This window comes from Brevundimonas sp. UBA7664 (assembly GCF_002483305.1).
GTDB lineage: Bacteria > Pseudomonadota > Alphaproteobacteria > Caulobacterales > Caulobacteraceae > Brevundimonas.
Genome location: NZ_DLHQ01000056.1, coordinates 37518 through 57986 on the forward strand (window position 1 = coordinate 37518; position 20469 = coordinate 57986).

The following is a 20469-nucleotide window of genomic DNA, read 5'->3' on the forward strand; positions in this document are numbered from 1 at the left end:
GCTCGCACCCTTCGACCCTCGACCCTCGACCCTCGCCCCTCTAGAGCAGTTTCCATGACCACAACCACCACCGACGTCGTCATCCTCGGCGGAGGCCATAACGGCCTCGTCTGCGCCTTCTACCTGGCCAGGGCCGGGCTGAAGGTGACGGTGCTGGAGCGGCGGCATGTCGTGGGCGGGGCGGCGGTGACCGAGGAATTCCATCCGGGGTTCCGCAACTCGACCGCCAGCTACACCGTCAGCCTGCTCAATCCGAAGGTCATCGCCGACATGGAGCTGGCCCGGCACGGGCTGACCGTGGTCGAGCGCAAGGTGTCGAACTTTTTGCCGTTCGATGATGGGCGCTACCTGCTCGCGGGCGAGGGGCGGACGCAGGGGGAGTTGGCGAAATTCTCGGCGCGCGATGCGGAACGGCTGCCCGACTATGAGGCGCGGCTGGAGGTGGTGGCCTCGGTGCTGCGCGACTGGATCCTGAAGTCGCCGCCGAACATGGTGGAGGGCGGCTGGATGGCCATGCTGCCTGAATTGCTGAAGGGCGCGTCGCTGGGGCGGCAGGCGGCGGGACTGGACACGCAGGGGCGGCGCGACCTGCTCGATCTGTTCGCCAAATCGGCGGGCGACTGGCTGGACGGCTGGTTCGAGAGCGACCCGATCAAGGCCCTGTTCGGCTTTGACAGCGTGGTCGGCAACTATGCCAGTCCCTATACGCCGGGCTCGGCCTATGTGCTGCTGCACCACGTGTTCGGCGAGGTGAACGGGCGCAAGGGCGTCTGGGGCCACGCGCTGGGCGGGATGGGCGCCATCACCCAGGCCATGGCGGCGGCCTGCGCGGAACAGGGGGTCGAGGTGCGGCTGGAGACGCCGATCGCCTCGGTCCTGACCGAGAAGGGCCGGGCGGTCGGGGCGGTGACCGAGGCCGGGGACGTGGTGCGGGCGCGGGCGGTGGTGTCGAATCTGCACCCGCGGCTGCTGTTCGAACGGTTCGTCGATGATGCGGTGGTTCCGGCGGACTTCCGTGAGCGGATCGGCAACTACCAGTCGGGGTCAGGCACCTTCCGCATGAATGTGGCGCTGTCCGAGCTGCCGAATTTCACGGCCCTGCCGGGGCAGGGCGGTCATCTGACCGCCGGCATCATCATCGCCCCGACGCTGGGCTATATGGACCGGGCGCACGCCGAGGCGCGGCTGAACGGCTGGTCGTCGAAGCCGATCGTGGAAATGCTGATTCCCTCGACGCTGGACGACAGCCTGGCCCCGCCGGGACAGCACGTCGCCAGCCTGTTCTGCCAGCATGTTTCGCCCGACCTGGCCGACGAACACCGCGACACGGTGGCGGACCTGATGATCGAGACGGTCGACGCCCATGCGCCGGGATTCAAGGCGTCGGTGGTGGGGCGGCTGGCGCTGGGACCGCGCGATCTGGAGCGACGGTTCGGGCTCGTCGGCGGCGACATTTTCCACGGGCGGTTGAGCCTGGATCAGCTGTTCAGCGCCCGGCCGGTGCTGGGCCACGCCGATCACCGCATGCCGGTGCCCGGCCTGTATCTGTGCGGGTCAGGGGCTCACCCGGGCGGCGGCGTCACCGGCGCGCCGGGGCACAATGCGGCGCGGGCGGTGGTGAAGGATTTGAGGCAGTAGGCAGTAGGACTTAGGCAGTAGGGAGCCGGACGCTGTCGCCCTGCTGCCGACTGCCTGATCCCTCAGACGTCCGCCACCCCCATCGCCTTCATCAGCGCCTCGCGGATGGCGTTTTCGGTGAAGGGCTTCTGCACGGTGGGATGGCCGCGCCAGTCGTCGGGCAGGCCGCCCTCGCCGTACCCCGTCGAGAACACGAAGGGCACGCCGCGCTCCCTGAGCGCATCCGCGATCGGGAAGACCTCGCGGCCGGCGACATTGACGTCGAGCAGGGCGGCGTCCAGCCGTTCGCCGTCGACGGCCATCGCCAGCCCCTCTTCCACCGTCGAGGCGGGCCCGACGGGCAGGCAGCCCATGTCCTCGAGAATGGTTTCCAGCAACATGGCGACGAGCGATTCGTCTTCGACCACCAGAACGCGGCGGCCCGAGAGCGGCTGGCTCATGATTGTTTTCCTCGAACCAGCGGAATGGAAAATTCCGCGCTGAAACCGACGCTTGCGTAGTCGAGTTTGACCTCGCCCGCTAGATCATGACGCACGTTTCGTTCGATCAGCCGACTGCCGAATCCCTTGCGCACCGGCTCGACCGCCGGCGGGCCATCGATCTCGCGCCAGGTCAGGTTCAGAACGGGGCGCGTCTGGTCCGACACGGCCCAGTCCACCAGCACCCGCCCCTCGGGGGCCGACAGGGCGCCGTATTTGGCGGCGTTGGTGGCCAGCTCGTGGAAAATCATGCCCAGTGACAGCGCGGCCGCCGGCTCCAGCGCCACCGGCGGACCGTTCAGACTGACGCGGTGAGAGCCGTGCGCCTCGGTCTCATGTTCGAGGATCGCGCCCACGTCCGCCCCCTCCCAGTGGCTGCGGGTCAGCAGGTTGTGGGTGTGGGACAGGGCCATCAGCCGGGCCTGGAAGCTTTCGGCGAAAGTGGCCGGATCGGGGTGCGAGCGCGCTGTCTGCATGGCGATCGACTGGACGGTGGCCAGGGTGTTCTTCACGCGGTGGTTCAGTTCGTCGATCATCAGCTTCTGGCGTTCGGCGGAACGGACGGTTTCGGTGACATCGTGGCCCTGGACGAAGATGCCGGCGACGGCGCCCTGGGCGTCCCGGATGGGCTGATAGATGAAGTCCAGGAACCGGGACTCGAGCGGCGCGCCCGGCGTCCGCTGGAGCTGGATCCGGCTGGCGCGGCCCTCATAGGGCTCTCCCGTGGCGTAGACGGTGCTGAGAAACTCGAAAAAGCCCTGACCCTGCACTTCGGGCAAAGCCTCGCTGACGGGCTTGCCGCTGATGTCGCGATGGCCGATCAGCTGGGCGTAGGCGCTGTTGTGGATCTGGAACACATGATCCGGACCGGTCAGGACGGCGACAAAGCCCGGCGCCTGCATGAACAGGTCCATGAGCCCCTGCCGCTCGGTTTCGAGGCGGGCGTTGTCGGCCTGGACGCTGCGCGCGCCGCTGAGCAAGGCGCCGCCGACAATGGCGTCGATGGCGTGGAGCGCCGGGGCCGCCGCCCCCTGGATCGCGGAACGCCGCAGGTTTTCCAGTTCCGTGATGTCGATGGCGTACTGGAGCACATGGGCGACGACGCCGTCGCGCATCAGGGGCGTGTGGATGACGCTCCAGTACCGGTCTTCATAGACCAGGGCCCCGTCCGCGCCCGGCACGGGGATCGCGTAGGGGAGCACCGGGATGTCGTTGCGCACGCCGGACACGAAGACCTTTTCGAATGAAGCTCGCAGCCGCCGGGTGCTTTCCGGCGCCTCGATCCCCGGCCCGGCGTCGAACGCCTCGAACACCGGCGTCCCGATCAGATCGGCGGCGGTTCGCTGGGTCACCGCCAGATAGGCCGGGTTCGCCCAGACGAATTTCAGCTCCGGGCCGACAAGGAAATAGGCGTTGGGCGAGGCGTCGAGCGCGGCCGCCAGGTCGGTCTCGATGGCTGTCATTTGTTCCCGAATAGCCCCGCCCGCCGTCGCGCGACAGCCCCCATTCCCAGCCCATGGCAACGCTTGCCGGCCGGAACGGTTTCATCCCCGACGCTTACCGATTGGGCCAAGCTCCCTGCTTTGGCTAGAGTGGCCGAATGACGCCTGTCTCCATTTTCGCCGCGGTCGCCCTGATGATGTCTCCCCCGCAATCCGATCCAGACGCCCCTGTGGCGCGTACGGAGCAGGGGGTGCTGGTCGGCGGGACGGCGCAGGGAGTCGAAAGTTTCAAGGGCGTGCCCTTCGCCGCTCCGCCGGTGGGTGCGATGCGCTGGCGCCTGCCGCAGCCGCCGGAACCCTGGGATGGCGAGCGTTCGGCGGCCGACTACGGCGCGATCTGCATCCAGCCCCCGTCCAACGGTGACCCCGGCGTCGGCCCGCTGCCGATGAGCGAGGACTGTCTGACGCTGAACGTCTGGACGCCGGTTGCGCGGGGCGCAGAGCCGCTGCCGGTCATGGTGTGGATCCATGGCGGCGGGCTCAACAACGGCTCGGGCACGGCGGCGCTGTACGACGGCACGAACCTGGCGAAGCGCGGCGTGGTGGTGGTGACGATCAACTATCGGCTGGGCCGGCTGGGGTTCTTCGGACATCCGGCGCTGACAGCGGAGGCCGGCGACGAGAATCCGGTCGGAAACTACGGACTGGCGGACGTGATCGCCTCGCTGGAATGGGTGAGGGACAATATCGCCGCTTTCGGAGGGGACGCGGGCAATGTCACGGTCTTCGGCGAGTCCGCCGGCGGAATCATGGTGACGCGGCTGATGATTTCGGAACCCGCGCGGGGTTTGTTCCACCGCGCGGTCGTGCAGTCCGGCCTCGGCAGGGACCAGGGCACCGCAACCTTCCGGACCCGTGACGGGTCTCTTTCTCTCGAAGAGCGGGGCGTCGCTTTCGCGGTCGCTGCGGGGCTGCCGGCCGACGCCACGGCCGGGCAGCTTCGGGCCCTGCCAGCCGAGCGCCTGCTGACGCCGGCGCCGAGCTTCTACGGCGGCGATCTGATGATCATCGACGGCTATGACAACGGCGGCCTGATCGAGGAGAACGTCGCCCCGGCCTTCGCCGCCGGACTGGAAGCCCCGGTCCCCCTGATCATCGGCGCCAACAGCGCGGAGTTCTGGTGGATGAAGCCGTCGGACCTGAGCCCGTACGGGGCGATCGACGACGTCATGACGGCCGACGAACGGGCGGCCTTCCTCGCCGCCTATGGCGGGCAGGAGGGCTATGACGCCCATGTGCTCAGCGATCTGGTGTTCAACGAGCCGGCGCGGCATCTGGCGCGACTTCACGCGGCCAACGGGCATCCGACGTATCTGTACCGGTTCGACGTCGTGCCCGAGTCCAATCCGGAGCCCAGTGGCGGCGCGACCCATGCGTCTGAGCGGCCCTATGTGTTCGACAATCTGCACACCGTCGGGCGGCCGATGGGCGAGCGGGACGACCGGGCGGCGACGGCGATGGCCGACTACTGGACGACCTTCGCCGCCAGGGGGGACCCGAACGGGGCAGGGCGGCCTGTCTGGCCCGAGTTCGGGGCCGAGCGCGACCGGCTGCTGGAGTTCACCAACGATGGACCGGTGGCGGGGCCGATCCCGTTCGCCGACCGGCTGGACCTGATCGAGGCCTTCTACAGCCGGGTGCGGTGAGGGTTCAGAGCGTACCCAGCACCGCGCCGTGGGTCTTGATCACCTCGGCGTAGAGCAGGCCGGAATCCTTGATAGTCCGCTCCTGCGTCTGGAAATTGACGTGGGTGATGCCGAACCGCTTGGAATAGCCCAGCGACCATTCGAGATTGTCGAGCAGCGACCACGCCATGTAGCCGCGCACATCGACGCCCTTGCCGATGGCGTCGTGCAGGGCCTTGAGGTGGTTCTTCAGGTATTCGACGCGCATCGGGTCCTGGACGCGGCCGTCGATGGCGTGGGGGGGGTCGTACCAGGCCGAGCCGTTCTCGGTGACCATCAGCGGCAGCCTGCCGCCGGTCTGTTCGTGCAGCCAGACGAGGGTGTCGGTCAGGGCGGGGGGATAGACCTCCCAGCCGGTCTCGGTGTGGGCGTGCTGGATCTGTTTGACCGGGCGCGAGCGCGTCGGCCAGGCGTCGGGCGCGTTTTCCGGCACCGAGCGGGTGTACCAGTTCAGGCCCATCCAGTCGGTGGGGGTGGCGATCAGGTCGAAGTCTTCCTGCGGGAATTCGCGGTAGGCCTCGCCATAGACGTCCTTCAGCTCTTCCGGATAGCCGCGGCCCATCAGGGGATCGAGGAACCAGCGGTTCATCTGGGCCTCGGCGCGTTTGCGCGCGGCCTCGTCCTCGGGCTTGTCCGAGGCGGGGTATTTCGGCTCGATGTTGAGGACGATGCCGATCTGGCCCTCGCCGACTTCACGAAAGCGTTTCACCGCCGCGCCGTGGGCCCGCAGGACGTTGTGACCGGCGATCATGGCCTCGAAGGCCGACTTGTGGCCGGGGGCGAGGGCGCCGTGCAGATAGCCGCCGTCGACGATCACCCAGGGCTCGTTGATCGTGCCCCAGGTCTTCACCCGGCCCTTGAATTTCTCGAACAGGACCTGGCCATAGTCGGCGAACCAGTCGGCGATGTCGGGGTTGAGCCAGCCGCCGCGATCGTCCAGCGCCGCGGGCAGGTCCCAGTGATAGAGGGTGCAGAGCGGCTCGATGCCCTTCTCGAGCAGGCCGTCGATCAGCTTGTCGTAGAAGTCGAGCCCCTTGGCGTTGATGGCCCCGCGGCCGTCCGGCATCACCCGGCTCCAGCTGACCGAGAATCGGTAGGCCTGGAGGTTCAGCCGCTGCATCAGCGCGATGTCTTCGCGCCAGCGGTTGTAATGGTCGCAGGCCACGTCGCCGGTGTCGCCATTCAGCATCATGCCCGGGGTGTGGCTGAACCGATCCCAGATCGAGGCGCCCGCGCCGTCGGCCATGGACGAGCCTTCAATCTGATAGGCGGCGGTTGCGGCTCCCCACAGAAAACCTTCGGGAAACCGATAGTTATCTGTGTTATTTGAAGTCATATCGTAGAGCCTCGGAGCATGGAAACGCAAACTGGATGGTGGGACAGGCGGCGGTCGGTACGCGTATCAATCCGTCAGCACAACCTCGGTGTGGCCAAACTAGGGCACTTGCGGGGGGCATTACTAGTGTGTCATGTAATCGGTTACACGGTTTTTTCGGACGGACCCGCGCAAAGCGGGCCGGGACTGGAAACGCTCAGGGAGGATGGACATTGGCGCTGAGGGCGATCCGGCACACCTGCGTGGAGGCGGCGGCGTGAAGGCCGCCACGATTCGCGATGTCGCCGACCGGGCCAGCGTGTCCGTCGCCTCGGTTTCGCGCGTCCTCAGCGGTACAGGTCCGGTGACCGAAACGACCCGGAACCGGGTGCTCGAGGCCGCCAAGGCGCTGCAATATGTGCCGCACTCCGGCGCCCGCAGTCTGTCCACCAGCAAGACCCAGACGATCGGCGTGATCCTGCCGGACCTGTACGGCGAGTTCTTCTCCGAACTGATCCGCGGCATGGACGTCGCCGCCCGCTCGCTGGGCTATCACCTGATCGTCTCGAGTTCGCATGACGACGCGGAGGAAGCGTCGGCGGCGATCCGCTCGATGCGCGGGCGGGTCGACGGCCTGATCGTGCTGTCGCCCCACCTCGACGCCTCCAACCTGGCTGCCGGACAGGCCGGCCGGACGCCGATCCTGCTGATGAACGGCGGCGCCGACGCCGGCCGTCCGTCCATCGTCGTCGACAACCACGGCGGCGCGATCCAGGCCGTTGAACATCTGGTGGCCACCGGCCGCCGCCGCATCGCCCATATCTCCGGCCCCACCGGCAACCTTGAGGCCGAGACCCGGCTGACGGGCTATCTCGAGGCCATGGCCCGGGCCGGCCTGCCGACCACGGTGGTCGAAGGCGCCTTCACCCAGGCCTCCGGCCACGACGCCGGCGCCGAACTGGCCCGCCGGGCGACGCCGCCGGACGCCGTCTTCGCGGGCAACGACATCATGGCCGTCGGCGCCATGCTGGCCTTGCAGGACGCCGGACTGCGCGTCCCCGAGGACGTCGCCATCATCGGATTCGACGACGTGCCGATCGCCAGCCTGGTCCGGCCCGGTCTGACGACGCTGAGGATCCGCATCGCCGAAACCGGACGGCGCGCGCTTGAGCGCCTGGTCCGTCTCATCAACGCAGCGGGCGAAGCCGTCGCCGACACCGCCTGCGAGGTCATACGCCCCGAACTGGTCGTACGCCCGTCAAGCCACCCGGCGACACCGACCCAGATCAACTCCGGCGGCCGCCCTCGCGCCACCGCCGAAACACCATCTCTGAAGGGGGAGAATACCTGATGACTCGCAAATCCATCCAGTATCTGGGGGCCGCCTCGGCCCTCGCCATGGCCGTATCGCTGGCTTGCGCCGGCGGCGCTTCCGCCCAGGTCGCCAGCTCCACGCTTCGGGGCACGATCTATGAGGGCCAGGCGGTCGAAACCGGCGGCACGGTCACCGCGACCGAAGTCGCCACCGGCTACGTCAGCCGCGGCCGCATCGGAACCGACGGCGGCTATGTGATCCCGGGCCTGCGTCCCGGCACCTACCGGATCAATGTCGCCACGGCGGACGGCCAGTCGGTCGAGGATCTGATCACCGTCTCGCTGGGTCAGGTGGCCACGCTGGATCTTGATGTGGCCCCGGTTGTAACCGGTTCCACGGAGGGCGGAGCCACGGATCTGGGCGATGTGGTCATCACCGGCCGCCGCATCTTCGAGGTGCGCACCTCCGAGGTCGCCACCAACGTCAGCCAGGACCAGATCAACAACCTGCCGCAGATCAGCCGCAACTTCCTCAACTTCGCCGCCCTCGCTCCGGGCGTGCGGGTGACCGAAGGCGACACCGAACGCACCATCTCGGCCGGCGGCCAGGGCGCCTCGGCGATCAACGTCTTCATCGACGGCCAGAACCAGAAGTCGACCATTATCGACGGCGGCGTCGGCGGTCAGGACGACAGCCGCGGCAACCCCTTCCCGCAGGTGGCCATCCAGGAGTTCCGGGTCCTGACCCAGAACTTCAAGGCCGAGTATGAGCAGGCCTCATCCTCGATCATCACCTCGGTGACCCGATCGGGCACCAATGACTTCAGCGGCGACGCCTTCATCACCTACCAGGATGCTGACTGGACCGACGAAGACGACTTCGGTCGCGAGGTCGGCGTCGAGCGGCTGCAGTACGGCGGCTCGGTCGGCGGTCCGATCATCGAGGACCGGCTGCACTTCTTCGGCGCCTATGAGCGCAAGGACGAGACGCGCCGCAATACGGTGGTGCTGAACCGCGCCGCCTACGCGCCCCTGTTCGGCGCCGACACCGGCGCCTTCGACGCGCCGTTCGAGGAGGATCTGTTCTTCGGCAAGCTCTCCTGGTCTATCGATGACCGCCAGCGTGTCGACCTCAGCGCTACCTATCGCACCGAGCAGGACATCCGCGACTTTGGCGGCACCAACGCCTATTCGCGCGCCAACGCCGTCAATGTCGAAACCATTTCGATCGTCGCGCGGCACCAGTACCAGGGCGACGGGTTCCTGAACGAGATCCAGCTGGACTTCTACGAGTACACCTACAACCCCACGGCGCTGAACTTCAGCGACTACGGCCGGTCGTATGTGATCTTCCGCGACGACAACGCCGCGCCAGGCTTCCAGTATAATGTCTTCAACCGCGAAGACACGGTCTTCAACACCGGCGGCCAGAGCAACAACCAGAACATCCGCCAGACGAACTGGACGTTCAAGAACGACCTGACGTTCAACGACATCGACTGGAACGGTCTGCATACGCTGAAACTGGGCTTCAAGTTCTCCAACCAGAACTATCTGGTCGACAAGCGTTTCGGCCGTAACCCCCAGTTCATCTTCGATGTCGACGCCCGCCCGGAGATCAACAACAGCATCGACATTCCGGTCCGTGTCGAGCTGGGCGCCCTGGTGGCGCCGGCGGACGTGACCAACAACGTCATCGGCCTGTACATCCAGGACGACTGGCAGATCTCCGACCAGCTGGAAATCAACCTCGGCATCCGCTGGGACTATGAGGACAACGCGGTCAACAACGAGTACAAGACGCCGCAGAATATCCGCGACATGCTGGCGGCGATCGAGAACCTGCCGGGCTACAGCTTCCCGTCCTACTTCGACTACACCAACTACATCACCGACGGCCGTGACGCCTTCACCGGCGCCTTCCAGCCGCGCATCGGCTTCTCGTACGATGTCTTCGGCGACGAGCGGACGGTGGTCTTCGGCGGCGCCGGCCGGTACTACGACCGGATCGGCTTCAACTTCGCCTTCGACGAGCGCTTCAAGCCGACCCAGTTCAACAAGGAGATCTTCTTCTCGCAGGCCGGCGGCCCCCGCGGCGGCGTCAATACGATCGCCTGGAACCCCATCTACCTGACGGCCGCGGGTCTCGACCCGCTGCTGGCGGCGACGCCGGGCTCGGGCGAGGTGTTCCTGATCAAGAACGACGCCGAGCCCCCGCGCACGGATCAGTTCAACTTCGGCGTCCGCCAGAAGTTCGGCGACTTCCAGACGGCCCTGACCCTGGCCTATGGCAAGACCGAGAACCTGTTCGCCTGGTACATCGCCAACGCGGGTTCGGAGACCGGCGACCGCTTCTCGGGCCCCACCCCGACATCGGTGGGCTATCCCGAGTTCCGCAACCTGATCTTCCACTCCAACCACGATGCGTCGCAGACGTTCAAGGCCCTCTATCTGACCATCGACAAGCCCTACAACGCGGCTGACCGTTGGGGCATGTCGTTCAGCTACACCCTGTCCGACGCCGAGCGGAACGGCAGCCGCGACGGGGGCATTGGCGGCTTCGACTTCGACTACAACCGCCCGGGCCTGTCGCCGACCTTCCCGACCAATCAGGACGAGCGTCACCGGATCGTGGCCTCGGGCATCGTCGACATGCCCTTCGACTTCCGCCTGTCGGGCATCCTGACCCTCGGGTCGGGTCTGCCCTTCACCCAGTTCGTCTGTCCGACGGCGACCAACCCGGACATCTGCTGGAACGGCGGCCGGCCCGAGAAGCACAGCTTCATCTTCCCGGACGCCTGGGCCTATCGCCAGATCGACCTGCGTGTGACCAAGGAGTTCGAAGTCTTCGGCGGCCAGTCGGTCGAACTGATCCTCGACGCGATCAATGTGTTCGGCTTCGAAAACTATTCAAACTTCGAACAATGCCTGTGTTCGGCCCAGTACGGCGATCCGCGCGGTCAGTTCCTGCCCACCCGGAGCTTCCAGGTGGGTCTGCGCTACGCCTGGTGACGATCTCCTGAGCCTGACGGCCGTCCCCCGATCCCACAGGGGGGCGGCCGACTTTTTTGACTGACTTGCGTTTGAGTATGAGGATGGCGTCCATGGATCGTCGGCGGTTTCTGATGGGCTCCACGGTCGCCGGCGTTGCGGCGCTGGGGCTGGCGGCATGCGGCGTTCGAGGCGCCGCGCCCGTCGCGGTGCTCGATCCCGCGATCGACGAACTGCAGGAACGCACCTTCCGCTGGTTCACCCATGTGACCAACCGGGCCAACGGCCTGACGCCGGACCGGTGGCCGACCGAGTCCTTCTCGTCCGTGGCCGCCGTCGGCTTCGCCCTGACCTGCTGGCCGATCGGCGTCGAGCGCGGCTGGATCAGCCGGGACGAGGCGCGCGAGCGCACCCTGACCACCATCCGCTTCTTCCATGACGCGCCGCAGGGGCCGGAGGCGACCGGGGTCGCCGGCTACAAGGGCTTCTTCTACCATTTCCTCGACATGCGGACCGGTCACCGGTTCGGCCAGACCGAGCTGTCGACCGTGGACACCAGCCTGCTGGTGGCCGGCATGCTGTTCGCCGCGCGCTGGTTCGACGGCGATCATGCCGACGAGGTCGAGATTCGCCGGCTGGCCCAGGCCGTCTATGACCGGATCGAGTGGGACTGGGTCATGGTGCGGCCGAACCGCATCTCCATGGGTTGGTATCCCGAGACCGGCTTCATCGAGGCCGACTGGCACGTCTACAATGAGGGCATGCTGGTGCTGCTGCTGGCGATCGGCAGCGCGACCCATCCGGTTCCGGCGACCGTCTGGGACGAGTGGTGCGGAGTCTATGAGCAGAGCTGGACCGACCGCTGGGGCCCGGCACACCTGGCCTTCGCGCCGCTGTTCGGCCACCAGTACAGCCATATGTTCGTCGACTATCGCGGCATCCGCGACGCCTGGATGCGGGCCAAGGCGGCCGAGATCGGCGGCTTCGACTATTTCGAGAACAGCGTGCGCGCCGTCGCGGCGCAGCGGAAATACGGCGTCGACAACCCGATGGGCTGGGCGGGCTATTCCGCCGACGTCTGGGGCCTGACGGCCTGCGACGGGCCGGGCGATTTCAAACAGGTCATCGGCGGGCGCGAGCGCGAGTTCTTCAGCTATTCGGCGCGCGGACCCGGCGACCGCGACGACGGCACCATCGCGCCGACCGCCGCCATGGCTTCCATGCCCTTCGCCCCGGCCGAGGTCACCGCCTGCCTGAAGGCGATGAAGGCGCGCTACGGGGCGGGCATCTATACCGAGTACGGCTTCCTGGATTCCTTCAACCCGACGCTGACCGAGCGGGAAGGCCGGCTGCAGCACGGGCGGATCGTGCCGAATGTGGGTTGGGTCGACGGCGACTACCTCGGCATCGACCAGGGGCCGATCGTCATCCAGATCGAGAACCATCGCTCCGACATCGTCTGGAAGGCCATGCGCGGCGAGCCGAACCTGACGCGCGGCCTCAAGCGGGCCGGGTTCACGGGCGGCTGGCTGGACGACGCATGACCATGCTCCGGCCGGACCGGCGAGCGACGCTCGGCCTGCTGGCCGGGGCGGCCGCGTCCGGTCTGGCGGGCTGCGGGCGGCGCGACGACGGGACGACCCGGCTGTCGTTCTGGGCCATGGGCAATGAGGCGACCAACGTCCCGCAGATTCTGCCGGAGTTCGAGCGGCTGAATCCCGGCATCACGGTCAACGTCCAGGCCCTGCCGTGGACCGCGGCGCACCAGAAGCTGCTGACCGCCTATGCCGGGGACTCGCTGCCGGACCTCAGCCAGGTGGGCAACACCTGGGTGTCCGAGATGGCCGCCATCGGCGCCATCAGCCCGACGCCCGCCTTCGCCGCCGACCTGCTGACCGACCAGTTCCCGGCCGTGCTGGAGACCAACCGGATCGGCGGCCAGGTCGTCGGCACGCCGTGGTATGTCGACACCCGGCTGATCTACTATCGCAGCGACCTGCTCGAGCGCGCCGGCTTCGACGCCGTGCCCCAGACCTGGGACGGCTGGAAGACCGCCATGCACGCCGTCAAGCGGGTGGCGGGGCCGGGGGCCTATGCCGTCCTGCTGCCGGTCAATGAGTTCGAACAACTGCTGACCTTCGGCCTGCAGGGCGCCGAGCCGCTGCTGCGCGACCGCGACACGCGGGGCAATTTCTCCAGCGCCTCCTTCATCGCCGCCCTGGAGTTCTACAAGAGCCTGTTCGACGAGGGCCTCGCCCCGGTCGCGTCCTCGACGCAGATCTCCAACGTCTGGACCGAGTTCGAACGCGGCTGGTTCAGCTTCTACTTCTCCGGTCCCTGGACCATCGGCGACTTCAAGAACCGGCTGAAGCCGACGACGCGGTGGATGACCTCGGGCGTACCGGGACCGGACGGACCGGGGGCCTCCGCGCCGGGCGGGTCGTCGCTGGTGGTCTATCGCCATTCCCCGCACCAGGAGGCGGCGTGGAAACTGGTGCGCTACCTGTCCGATCCGGCGGTGCAGGCGCGATTCAACGGCATCACCGGCAACCTGCCGGCGCGCGAGAGCGCCTGGGCCACGCCCGCGGTGGCCGGCGACCCCTATATCGCCGCCTTCAAGGGCCAGTTGGCGCGCGCCAAGGCCGTGCCCAAGGTGCCGGAGTGGGAGCGGATCGTCACCGAGATGCAGATCGTCGCCGAGCGGATGGTCCGCGGTGAATACACCCCCCGCGCCGCCGCCGCCGAGATCGACCGCCGCGCCGACCGGCTGCTGGAGAAGCGCCGCTGGATGATCGAACAGGGGAGGGCGGTATGACCGCGGTTGATGCGACGATCCTCGCCAAACCCGCCCGCAAGGCCGGCACGCCGCGCTCGCGCGAGCGGGCGGCCTGGGGCTTCGTCGCGCCGTCCCTGATCGCCATCGCCGTCTTCTTCGCCATCCCGGTGTTCTCGGCCCTGCTGCTCAGCCTGACCGATTTCGACATCTACGCCCTGGCCGACATCGGCAATGTCCGCTTCGTCGGCCTGCAGAACTATGAGCGGCTGCTGGGCAATCCGCTGTTCTGGACGGCGATGAAGAACACCGGCCTGTTCGCCGTGATCGGCGTGCCGCTGTCGATTGCGACCTCGCTGGCGGCGGCGGTGATCCTCAACGCGCGGGTGGTGAAGTGGCGGCCCTTGTGGCGGGTGATCTTCTTCGCCCCGTTCGTCACCACCCTCGTGGCCACGGCGGTGCTGTGGAACTATCTGCTGCACACCCGCTACGGCGTGATCAACTGGGCCATGACCAGCCTGGGCCTGCCCGCCGTCGACTGGCTGGGCGACCCCTCGACCTCGATCCCGGCCATCCTGATGTTCGTGGTCTGGAAGAGCTTCGGCTACAATATGCTGATCTTCCTGGCGGTGCTGCAGACCGTGCCCGACGACCTCTACGAGGCCGCGCGCATCGACGGGGCCGGCCCGTGGAAGTCGTTCCTCAATGTGACCCTGCCGGCCATCGCGCCGACCCTGTTGCTGGTCTCGATCATCTCGGTCGCCGGCTTCTTCCAGCTGTTCGCCGAGCCCTATGTGATGACGCAAGGGGGCCCCGCCCAGTCGACCGTGACGGTGCTCTACTTCATGTATGAAGAGGGCTTCAAATGGTGGAACCTCGGCTCCGCCAGCGCCGTCGCCTTCATCCTCTTCCTGTGCATCCTGGCGGTCACCCTGGTGCAGCTGGCCGTGGCCAAGCGGATGGGGGCCTACGAATGAAGGCCCGGACCCTCAACGCGATTTTGCTCAACATCGCCGTGGCGCTGATCGCCCTGGTGGTGATGTTCCCTCTGGCCTGGATGGTGTCGGTCAGCTTCATGTCGACCGGCGAGGCCGCGGTCTTTCCGCCGCCGCTGCTGCCTGAAAACTGGACGCTGGATCACTACCGCGACCTGTTCGTGACCCAGGGCATGGGGCGGTATCTCTGGAACAGCTTCGCCCTGGCCTCGCTGGCCACCGGCCTGGCGCTCGTCTTCACCGTGCCGGCCGGCTACGCCTTCGCCAAACTGGCCTTCAAGGGCCGGGACCGGGTGTTCCAGCTGCTGGTCGCGGCCCTGGTGGTGCCGGCTCAGATCGGCACCCTGCCGCTGTTCCTGATGCTCAAGCACATGGGGCTGGTGAACACCTATGCCGGGGCGCTGGTGCCGTGGCTGGCGTCCATCTTCGGCCTGTTCCTGGTGCGCCAGTATGCGCTGAGCATTCCGGACGAGATGCTGGAGGCGGCCCGCATCGACGGCGCCTCGGAGGGGCAGATCTTCCGCCGCATCGTCCTGCCGACGCTGCAGCCGATCATCGTGACGCTGGCGCTGTTCGTCTTCCTCGGCAGCTGGAACGACTTCCTGTGGCCGCTGATCATCCTGACGGACCAGTCCAACTACACCCTGCCGGTCGCATTGGCGGCGCTGGCGCGGGAGCATGTGCAGGATATCGAGATGATGATGGCCGGCGCCGTGATCACCGTGGCCCCGGTGCTGATCCTCTTCCTCGCCCTGCAGCGCTACTACATCCGCGGCATGCTGGCCGGGAGCGTGAAGGGGTAGGTCCATTCCTCCCCCAACGGGGGAGGGGGACCGCCTGAAAGGCGGTGGAGGGGTGTTTCCGCTCCGCCGGAGTCCGGGGCGGTCGCCTGATCGCATGCGATCAGGCTCCACCCCTCCACCATGCTTCGCATGGTCCCCCTCCCCTGAAGGGGAGGACCGATGGAGTCGAGTTGATGCTGTCTGTTCGTTCGTTGCTGGCCTGTATCGCCGCCCTCGTGCTGCCGTCCGCCGCCCACGCCCAGACCCCGCGCGTCCTCGATCCGTTCGAGACCCTGTCGCCCTGGGCCGCCGACGCCTCGACGGACGTGTCTTCGACCATCTCCGCCGTCGACGGCCACGACGGCCGGGCCATGCGACTGACCTATGATTTCAACGGCCGGTCCGGCTACGCCTTCGCGGCGCGCGCGATCGAACTGGACGTGCCGGACAACTACGAAATCAGCTTCTGGCTGCGCGGCGAAATGCAGCCCAATACGCTCGAGATCAAATTCGTCGACGCCTCGGGCGACAACGTCCACTGGCGGCAGATCCGGGGCTTCCAGGCGACGCCGGAGTGGACGCGCTATGTGATCAAGCGGCGCCAGATCGTCCGCGCCTGGGGGCCGAACCCCGACCATGCGTTCCGCGGCGCCGAGCGGATCGAGTTCGTGGTCACCGCCGGCGAGGGCGGGGCGGGCTGGATCGAGGTCGATCAGCTGGAGCTGCGCGCACTGCCGCCGGAGCCGTCCGTGCCGCCGCGTCCGCTGGCCAGCGCGACCAGCGAGGACGGGCTGAACCTCGCCGCCCGGGCGGTGGACGATGACCTCGGCACGGCCTGGCGGTCGGGTGCGGCGGGCCGGCAGAGCCTGACGCTGGACCTCGGTTATGAGCGTGAGTTCGGCGGCGTCACCCTGCGCTGGGCCGACCGGATGGCCGCCTCAAGCTACCGGCTGATGGCGTCTTCGGACCGCCAGGACTGGCGCGAACTGGCGGCGGTGGACCGGGGAGACGGCGGCGTTGACTGGCTGCGCACGCCCGAGGCCTCGGCGCGCTGGCTGCGGCTCGACCTGCTGGCGCCGCTCGGCGAGGCGGGCGTGGTCGGGCAGGCGGGGGCCGGTCAGCGGCTGGGGCAGGCGGCGGCCGAGGCCTACGCCCTGACCGAACTGGAGATCGAACCCCTGTCGTTCGGCGAGACGCCGACCAGCTTCATCCGCGCCGTGGCGTCGGAAAGCCGCCGGGGCCTGTATCCGCGCGGCTTCCACGGCGAACAGCCCTACTGGACCCTGGTCGGCGTCGACGGCGGCGGCGAGAGCGGCCTGATGGGCGAGGACGGGGCCATCGAGCTGCGCCGCGGCGGACCGTCAATCGAACCGTTCGTGATCGACAACGGTCGGCTGGTCACCTGGGCGGATGCGAGCGTCAGCCAGAGACTTCAGGACGGCGACCTGCCGATCCCGACCGTGACCTGGGCCTTCGACGACTGGACCCTGGCGATCACCGCCTTCGCCGAGGGGACGCCGGAGCAGGCGCAGCTGTACGGACAGTATGTCCTGACCAACCGCTCGAACCGGCCCCGGACGCTGACGCTCGCCCTGATGGCGCGGCCGTTCCAGGTCAATGGGCCGTCGCAGTTCCTCGCCATCCCGGGCGGGGTCGGACCGATCGAACAGATCGACTGGAACGGCTCGACCCTCGTCCTGAACGACTCGATCCGCATCAGCAGCCTCGCCGCGCCAGACGCTTTGGCCATGGCGACGTTCGCGGGCGGGGCAGACCCGCAGAGCCTGCTGGCTGCCGTCGAACGCCGTCGCGATCCGGGCGAGCGCCATGTGGACTCCGATCGCAGCACGCTCATGGCCGGCACCCTGCTGTACGACGTGACGCTGCAGCCGGGAGAGGCGCGAACCTTCGGCCTCGTCGCCCGCCTCGCGGGGCCGACCCCGGACCTCGCGCCGGTCGCCGACGTGGCGGAAACGCTCGACTCCGGCCGCGCCCGCGTCGCCGCTGGCTGGCGTGAAAAGCTTGACCGCTTTGACCTGACCCTGCCGCCCGAGGCGCAGCGGATCGAGGACGTCATGCGGTCCTCCCTCGCCCATATGCTGATGTCGCGGCAGGGGCCGATCCTGCAGCCGGGCACGCGCTCCTATAACCGCAGCTGGATCCGCGACGGAGCCATGATGGCCGAGGGGCTGAACCGGCTCGGCCACGCCGAGCTGTCGGCCGACTATCTGCGCTGGTACGCCCCCTATGTGTTCGACAACGGCAAGGTGCCCTGCTGCGTCGACAGCCGCGGGGCCGATCCGGTGCCCGAGAACGACAGCCACGGCGAGTTCGTCTTCCTCGCCGCCGAGACGTATCGCTACACCGGCGACGCGGCGCTGCTGCGCGAGGTCTGGCCGCAGGTGCAGGCGGCGATCGGTTACATGGACACGCTGCGCGCCTCGACCCGGACGACCGAATTCCAGACGGCGGACAAGCGCCACCTGTTCGGCCTGCTGCCGCCGACGATCAGCCACGAAGGTTATTCGGACCGGCCGGCCTACAGCTACTGGGACGATTTCTGGGGTCTGCTCGGCTACCGCGACGCCGCCTTCATCGCCGATGTGCTGGGTGATGAGGACGCCGCCGCCCGCATCCGCTCGGCCGAGGCCGAGTTCAAGGCCGATGTCATGGCCTCGATCGAGGCGACGGCGCGGGTCCACGGGATCGACTGGATCGCCGGCGCCGCCGACCGCGGCGATTTCGACGCCACCTCGACGACCATCGGCCTGTCGCCGGGCGGCCTGATCGACGACCTGCCGCAGGCCTTGCTGACGGCCACCTTCGACAAATGGTGGCAGAATTTCACCGCCCGGCAGGAAAACCGGCAGCAGTGGAAGGACTACACACCCTACGAACTGCGCAATGTCGGGGCGATGGTGCGTCTGGGGCGCCGTGGAGACGCCTTGCGCGCGCTCGATTTCTATTTCGCCGACATGCGCCCCGCCGCCTGGAACGGCTGGGCCGAGGTGGTCGGCCGCGACGAGCGCGAGCCCCGTTTCATCGGCGACATGCCGCACGCCTGGATCAGCTCGGACTACATCCGCTCGACCCTGGACCTGCTGGTCTATGAGCGCGACCGCGACCATGCGCTGGTGCTGGCGGCGGGGGCGCCGACGGCGTGGCTGGCGGGCGTGGGGGTCGGGGTGACGGGCGTGCGCACGGCCTATGGGCCGCTGACCTACAATCTGCGCGAAGACGGCGGCGGCTATGTGCTGACGCTGGACGGCGCGGTGTCACCGCCCGGGGGCTTCGTCCTCCAGTGGCCGAGGGGCGAGACGCCGCCGGCGACGGTGCGCATCGACGGACGGACGGCCAGTTGGACAGCGTCCGAACTGGCGATCCCGGCGGGCGCGCGAAGGGTCGAGATGCGTTGATCTGACGGATCTGAAACGGCGGCGACCGTGGGTCGCCGCCGCCAGACTGTCTTCAAGCCTCAGGCTGGGCCGTGGCGGCCGGTTCGGCCGGCGCGGCTTCCGCCGCCGCCGGAGCGTTGCAGTACACCAGGCCCTCCAGGAGGTAGTCGCCGGAGATCATGTTGCCGAACATGTCGTAGGCGACCCCGGGCCGCACCGCGGTGTGGATGGTCTTGCGCAGCGGAGGTCCGCTGCAGATTTCCTCCGCCCGGCGATGGAAGTAGGCGCGGGCGTTGTCGGCGTTTTCCGGCGCCGAGGGCAGCATGACGCGGATCCTGTGACTGCCGTCCAGATTGAGGGCGTCGGCGTAACCGTAATAGTTGCCGTTCTTCTCATCGATCGGGGCGTACTCCGAAGAGGCGCAACCACCCGCTGACAGCCCGATGACGGCGAGGAGACCAGCGAGGCCGATCGCACGGATCGGCCTCATCTGCATCCCTGTATTCATTGAGCGCCCGCGCGCGAGCGCGCGGCCTGACGCAACGCCGCGATGCGTTCGGTGTGCGCGCGCGCTACGGCGACCGTATTGCCGTAGGTCGCGAAGTCGGCCACGCCGCCCGGCGACGAGACGTAGGAGCCGGCCATCACCCCGACGCCCATGCGGCGAACGGTGCGGCCGTCGGCCATGGTCTCGACGACCTCGTCCTGGCCCTCAAGGCTCGGCACGACTGTGCGGTTCAGGTCCAGCACCGCGTAGCGGGCGATGAACGCGTGGGCGTTCTCGACCTCGGCGCGAAGCAGGGCGCCGTTGTCCTTGATCCATTCACGCGTCAGGAAGATCGCAATCTCGGCCTTGGTCAGGTTGTCGTCGCGGGCCTGTTCCAGTTCGCGCGTCATCGACTTGAAGGCGTCAGTGCCGTCGGCGGGAAGCGCGCCCGAGGCGTCACGCGCGCTGTCCTCGATCGAGGTGATCAGGCGCTCTTTCAACTCCGGCGTCAGCGGCGGAATGGCGAGCTGGTTCGAGGTGTAGGTGAAGCTGTTGCGGTAGGTCGGACCGGTCATCTCCGACTTCGGCGGCGAACCCTCGAAGGTGTAGGGCGTCGCATAAGGGATGGCCGCATTGTTGTAGTCCAGGCTGACGGTGACCTGCAGGGTGCTGGAGTCTTCCGACAGACGGTAGGAAGTGGTGACCTCGACGGCGTCGTTCACGACGCCCGGCGCGGTGAGTTTCTGGACGGTCGAGACGTCTGACACCGTTACGCCCGGAGCAGGCGCGTTCGGCGCCATCTGATTGCGGAATTGGGCGGCGAGCGACGCGTTCAGCGCGTCGACAGGCATGATCTCGGCGATCTCGTCGGCGGCCTTGGTCGCACGCTGTGACGGACCGTAGTTCACGATGGCGTCGATGCCCGCCGACACCAGCGCGCCGATCAGGCCGAACTGGGCGCCCGCCTGGGCGCTGCTCGAATAGAACCAGCTCTTGGTGACGCCCGTGTTGCTCTCGGCCACGACGACCGGAGTCGGCCCCATGGCGGCGATCTGGCTCTCGTTGAGCGGCCGCATGTTCGGCACCGGCGCTGTCGCGCAGGCAGCCAGAGAC

General features: G+C 67.8%; 14 protein-coding genes. 9 read left to right on the forward strand and 5 right to left on the reverse strand.

What is annotated here, in order from left to right; all coding sequences use genetic code 11:
• Positions 1 to 54: 54 nt before the first annotated feature.
• The gene (locus B2742_RS13005) at positions 55 to 1638 is read left to right on the forward strand and encodes a phytoene desaturase family protein (protein ID WP_292067000.1); all 1584 of its coding nucleotides are present in this window, start codon (positions 55 to 57) and stop codon (positions 1636 to 1638) included.
• A 62-nt stretch (positions 1639 to 1700) separates the two neighbouring features.
• Here the strand turns inward: B2742_RS13005 and B2742_RS13010 are convergent, their stop codons facing one another.
• The gene (locus B2742_RS13010) at positions 1701 to 2078 is read right to left on the reverse strand and encodes a response regulator (RefSeq protein WP_292067003.1); all 378 of its coding nucleotides are present in this window, start codon (positions 2076 to 2078) and stop codon (positions 1701 to 1703) included.
• Entirely contained in the window at positions 2075 to 3580 is a 1506-nt protein-coding gene (locus B2742_RS13015) for an HWE histidine kinase domain-containing protein (protein ID WP_292067006.1), read from the reverse strand. The genes B2742_RS13010 and B2742_RS13015 overlap by 4 nt, the downstream gene beginning before the upstream one ends.
• Positions 3581 to 3717: 137 nt before the next feature.
• Here B2742_RS13015 and B2742_RS13020 point away from each other — a divergent pair, with 137 nt between their 5' ends.
• Positions 3718 to 5265, forward strand: coding sequence for a carboxylesterase/lipase family protein (locus B2742_RS13020; RefSeq protein WP_292067008.1), 1548 nt, complete (start codon positions 3718 to 3720; stop codon positions 5263 to 5265).
• A gap of 4 nt (positions 5266 to 5269) precedes the next feature.
• Here the strand turns inward: B2742_RS13020 and B2742_RS13025 are convergent, their stop codons facing one another.
• Positions 5270 to 6640 (reverse strand): GH1 family beta-glucosidase, encoded by a 1371-nt coding sequence (locus B2742_RS13025; RefSeq protein ID WP_292067009.1) that lies wholly within the window; start codon positions 6638 to 6640, stop codon positions 5270 to 5272.
• A gap of 256 nt (positions 6641 to 6896) precedes the next feature.
• Between B2742_RS13025 and B2742_RS13030 the strand changes: the two genes are divergently transcribed.
• The 7 genes from B2742_RS13030 (at position 6897) to B2742_RS13060 (ending at position 18890) form a co-directional block, all read left to right on the forward strand.
• Positions 6897 to 7970: a LacI family DNA-binding transcriptional regulator gene (locus B2742_RS13030; RefSeq protein WP_292067011.1), complete on the forward strand. Its 1074-nt coding sequence runs from the start codon at positions 6897 to 6899 to the stop codon at positions 7968 to 7970.
• Positions 7970 to 10945 (forward strand): TonB-dependent receptor, encoded by a 2976-nt coding sequence (locus B2742_RS13035; RefSeq protein WP_292067013.1) that lies wholly within the window; start codon positions 7970 to 7972, stop codon positions 10943 to 10945. The genes B2742_RS13030 and B2742_RS13035 overlap by 1 nt, the downstream gene beginning before the upstream one ends.
• 92 nt (positions 10946 to 11037) lie before the next feature.
• On the forward strand, positions 11038 to 12468 hold the full coding sequence (locus B2742_RS13040) for a glucoamylase family protein (protein WP_292067015.1): 1431 nt from the start codon (positions 11038 to 11040) through the stop codon (positions 12466 to 12468).
• The gene (locus B2742_RS13045) at positions 12465 to 13739 is read left to right on the forward strand and encodes an extracellular solute-binding protein (protein ID WP_292067017.1); all 1275 of its coding nucleotides are present in this window, start codon (positions 12465 to 12467) and stop codon (positions 13737 to 13739) included. Before B2742_RS13040 ends, B2742_RS13045 begins: the two co-directional genes overlap by 4 nt.
• The gene (locus B2742_RS13050; protein ID WP_292067019.1) at positions 13736 to 14674 is read left to right on the forward strand and encodes a carbohydrate ABC transporter permease; all 939 of its coding nucleotides are present in this window, start codon (positions 13736 to 13738) and stop codon (positions 14672 to 14674) included. The genes B2742_RS13045 and B2742_RS13050 overlap by 4 nt, the downstream gene beginning before the upstream one ends.
• The gene (locus tag B2742_RS13055; protein ID WP_292067047.1) at positions 14671 to 15495 is read left to right on the forward strand and encodes a carbohydrate ABC transporter permease; all 825 of its coding nucleotides are present in this window, start codon (positions 14671 to 14673) and stop codon (positions 15493 to 15495) included. Before B2742_RS13050 ends, B2742_RS13055 begins: the two co-directional genes overlap by 4 nt.
• A 173-nt stretch (positions 15496 to 15668) precedes the next feature.
• Positions 15669 to 18890, forward strand: a complete 3222-nt coding sequence (locus tag B2742_RS13060; protein WP_292067049.1) for a discoidin domain-containing protein — start codon at positions 15669 to 15671, stop codon at positions 18888 to 18890.
• Between the two features lie 52 nt (positions 18891 to 18942).
• Here the strand turns inward: B2742_RS13060 and B2742_RS13065 are convergent, their stop codons facing one another.
• Positions 18943 to 19365 carry a hypothetical protein gene (locus tag B2742_RS13065; protein ID WP_292067051.1) on the reverse strand — a complete coding sequence of 141 codons (423 nt, stop codon included), beginning with the start codon at positions 19363 to 19365 and terminating at the stop codon, positions 18943 to 18945.
• A gap of 8 nt (positions 19366 to 19373) precedes the next feature.
• Positions 19374 to 20432 (reverse strand): hypothetical protein, encoded by a 1059-nt coding sequence (locus B2742_RS13070; RefSeq protein WP_292067054.1) that lies wholly within the window; start codon positions 20430 to 20432, stop codon positions 19374 to 19376.
• Positions 20433 to 20469 lie beyond the last annotated feature (37 nt).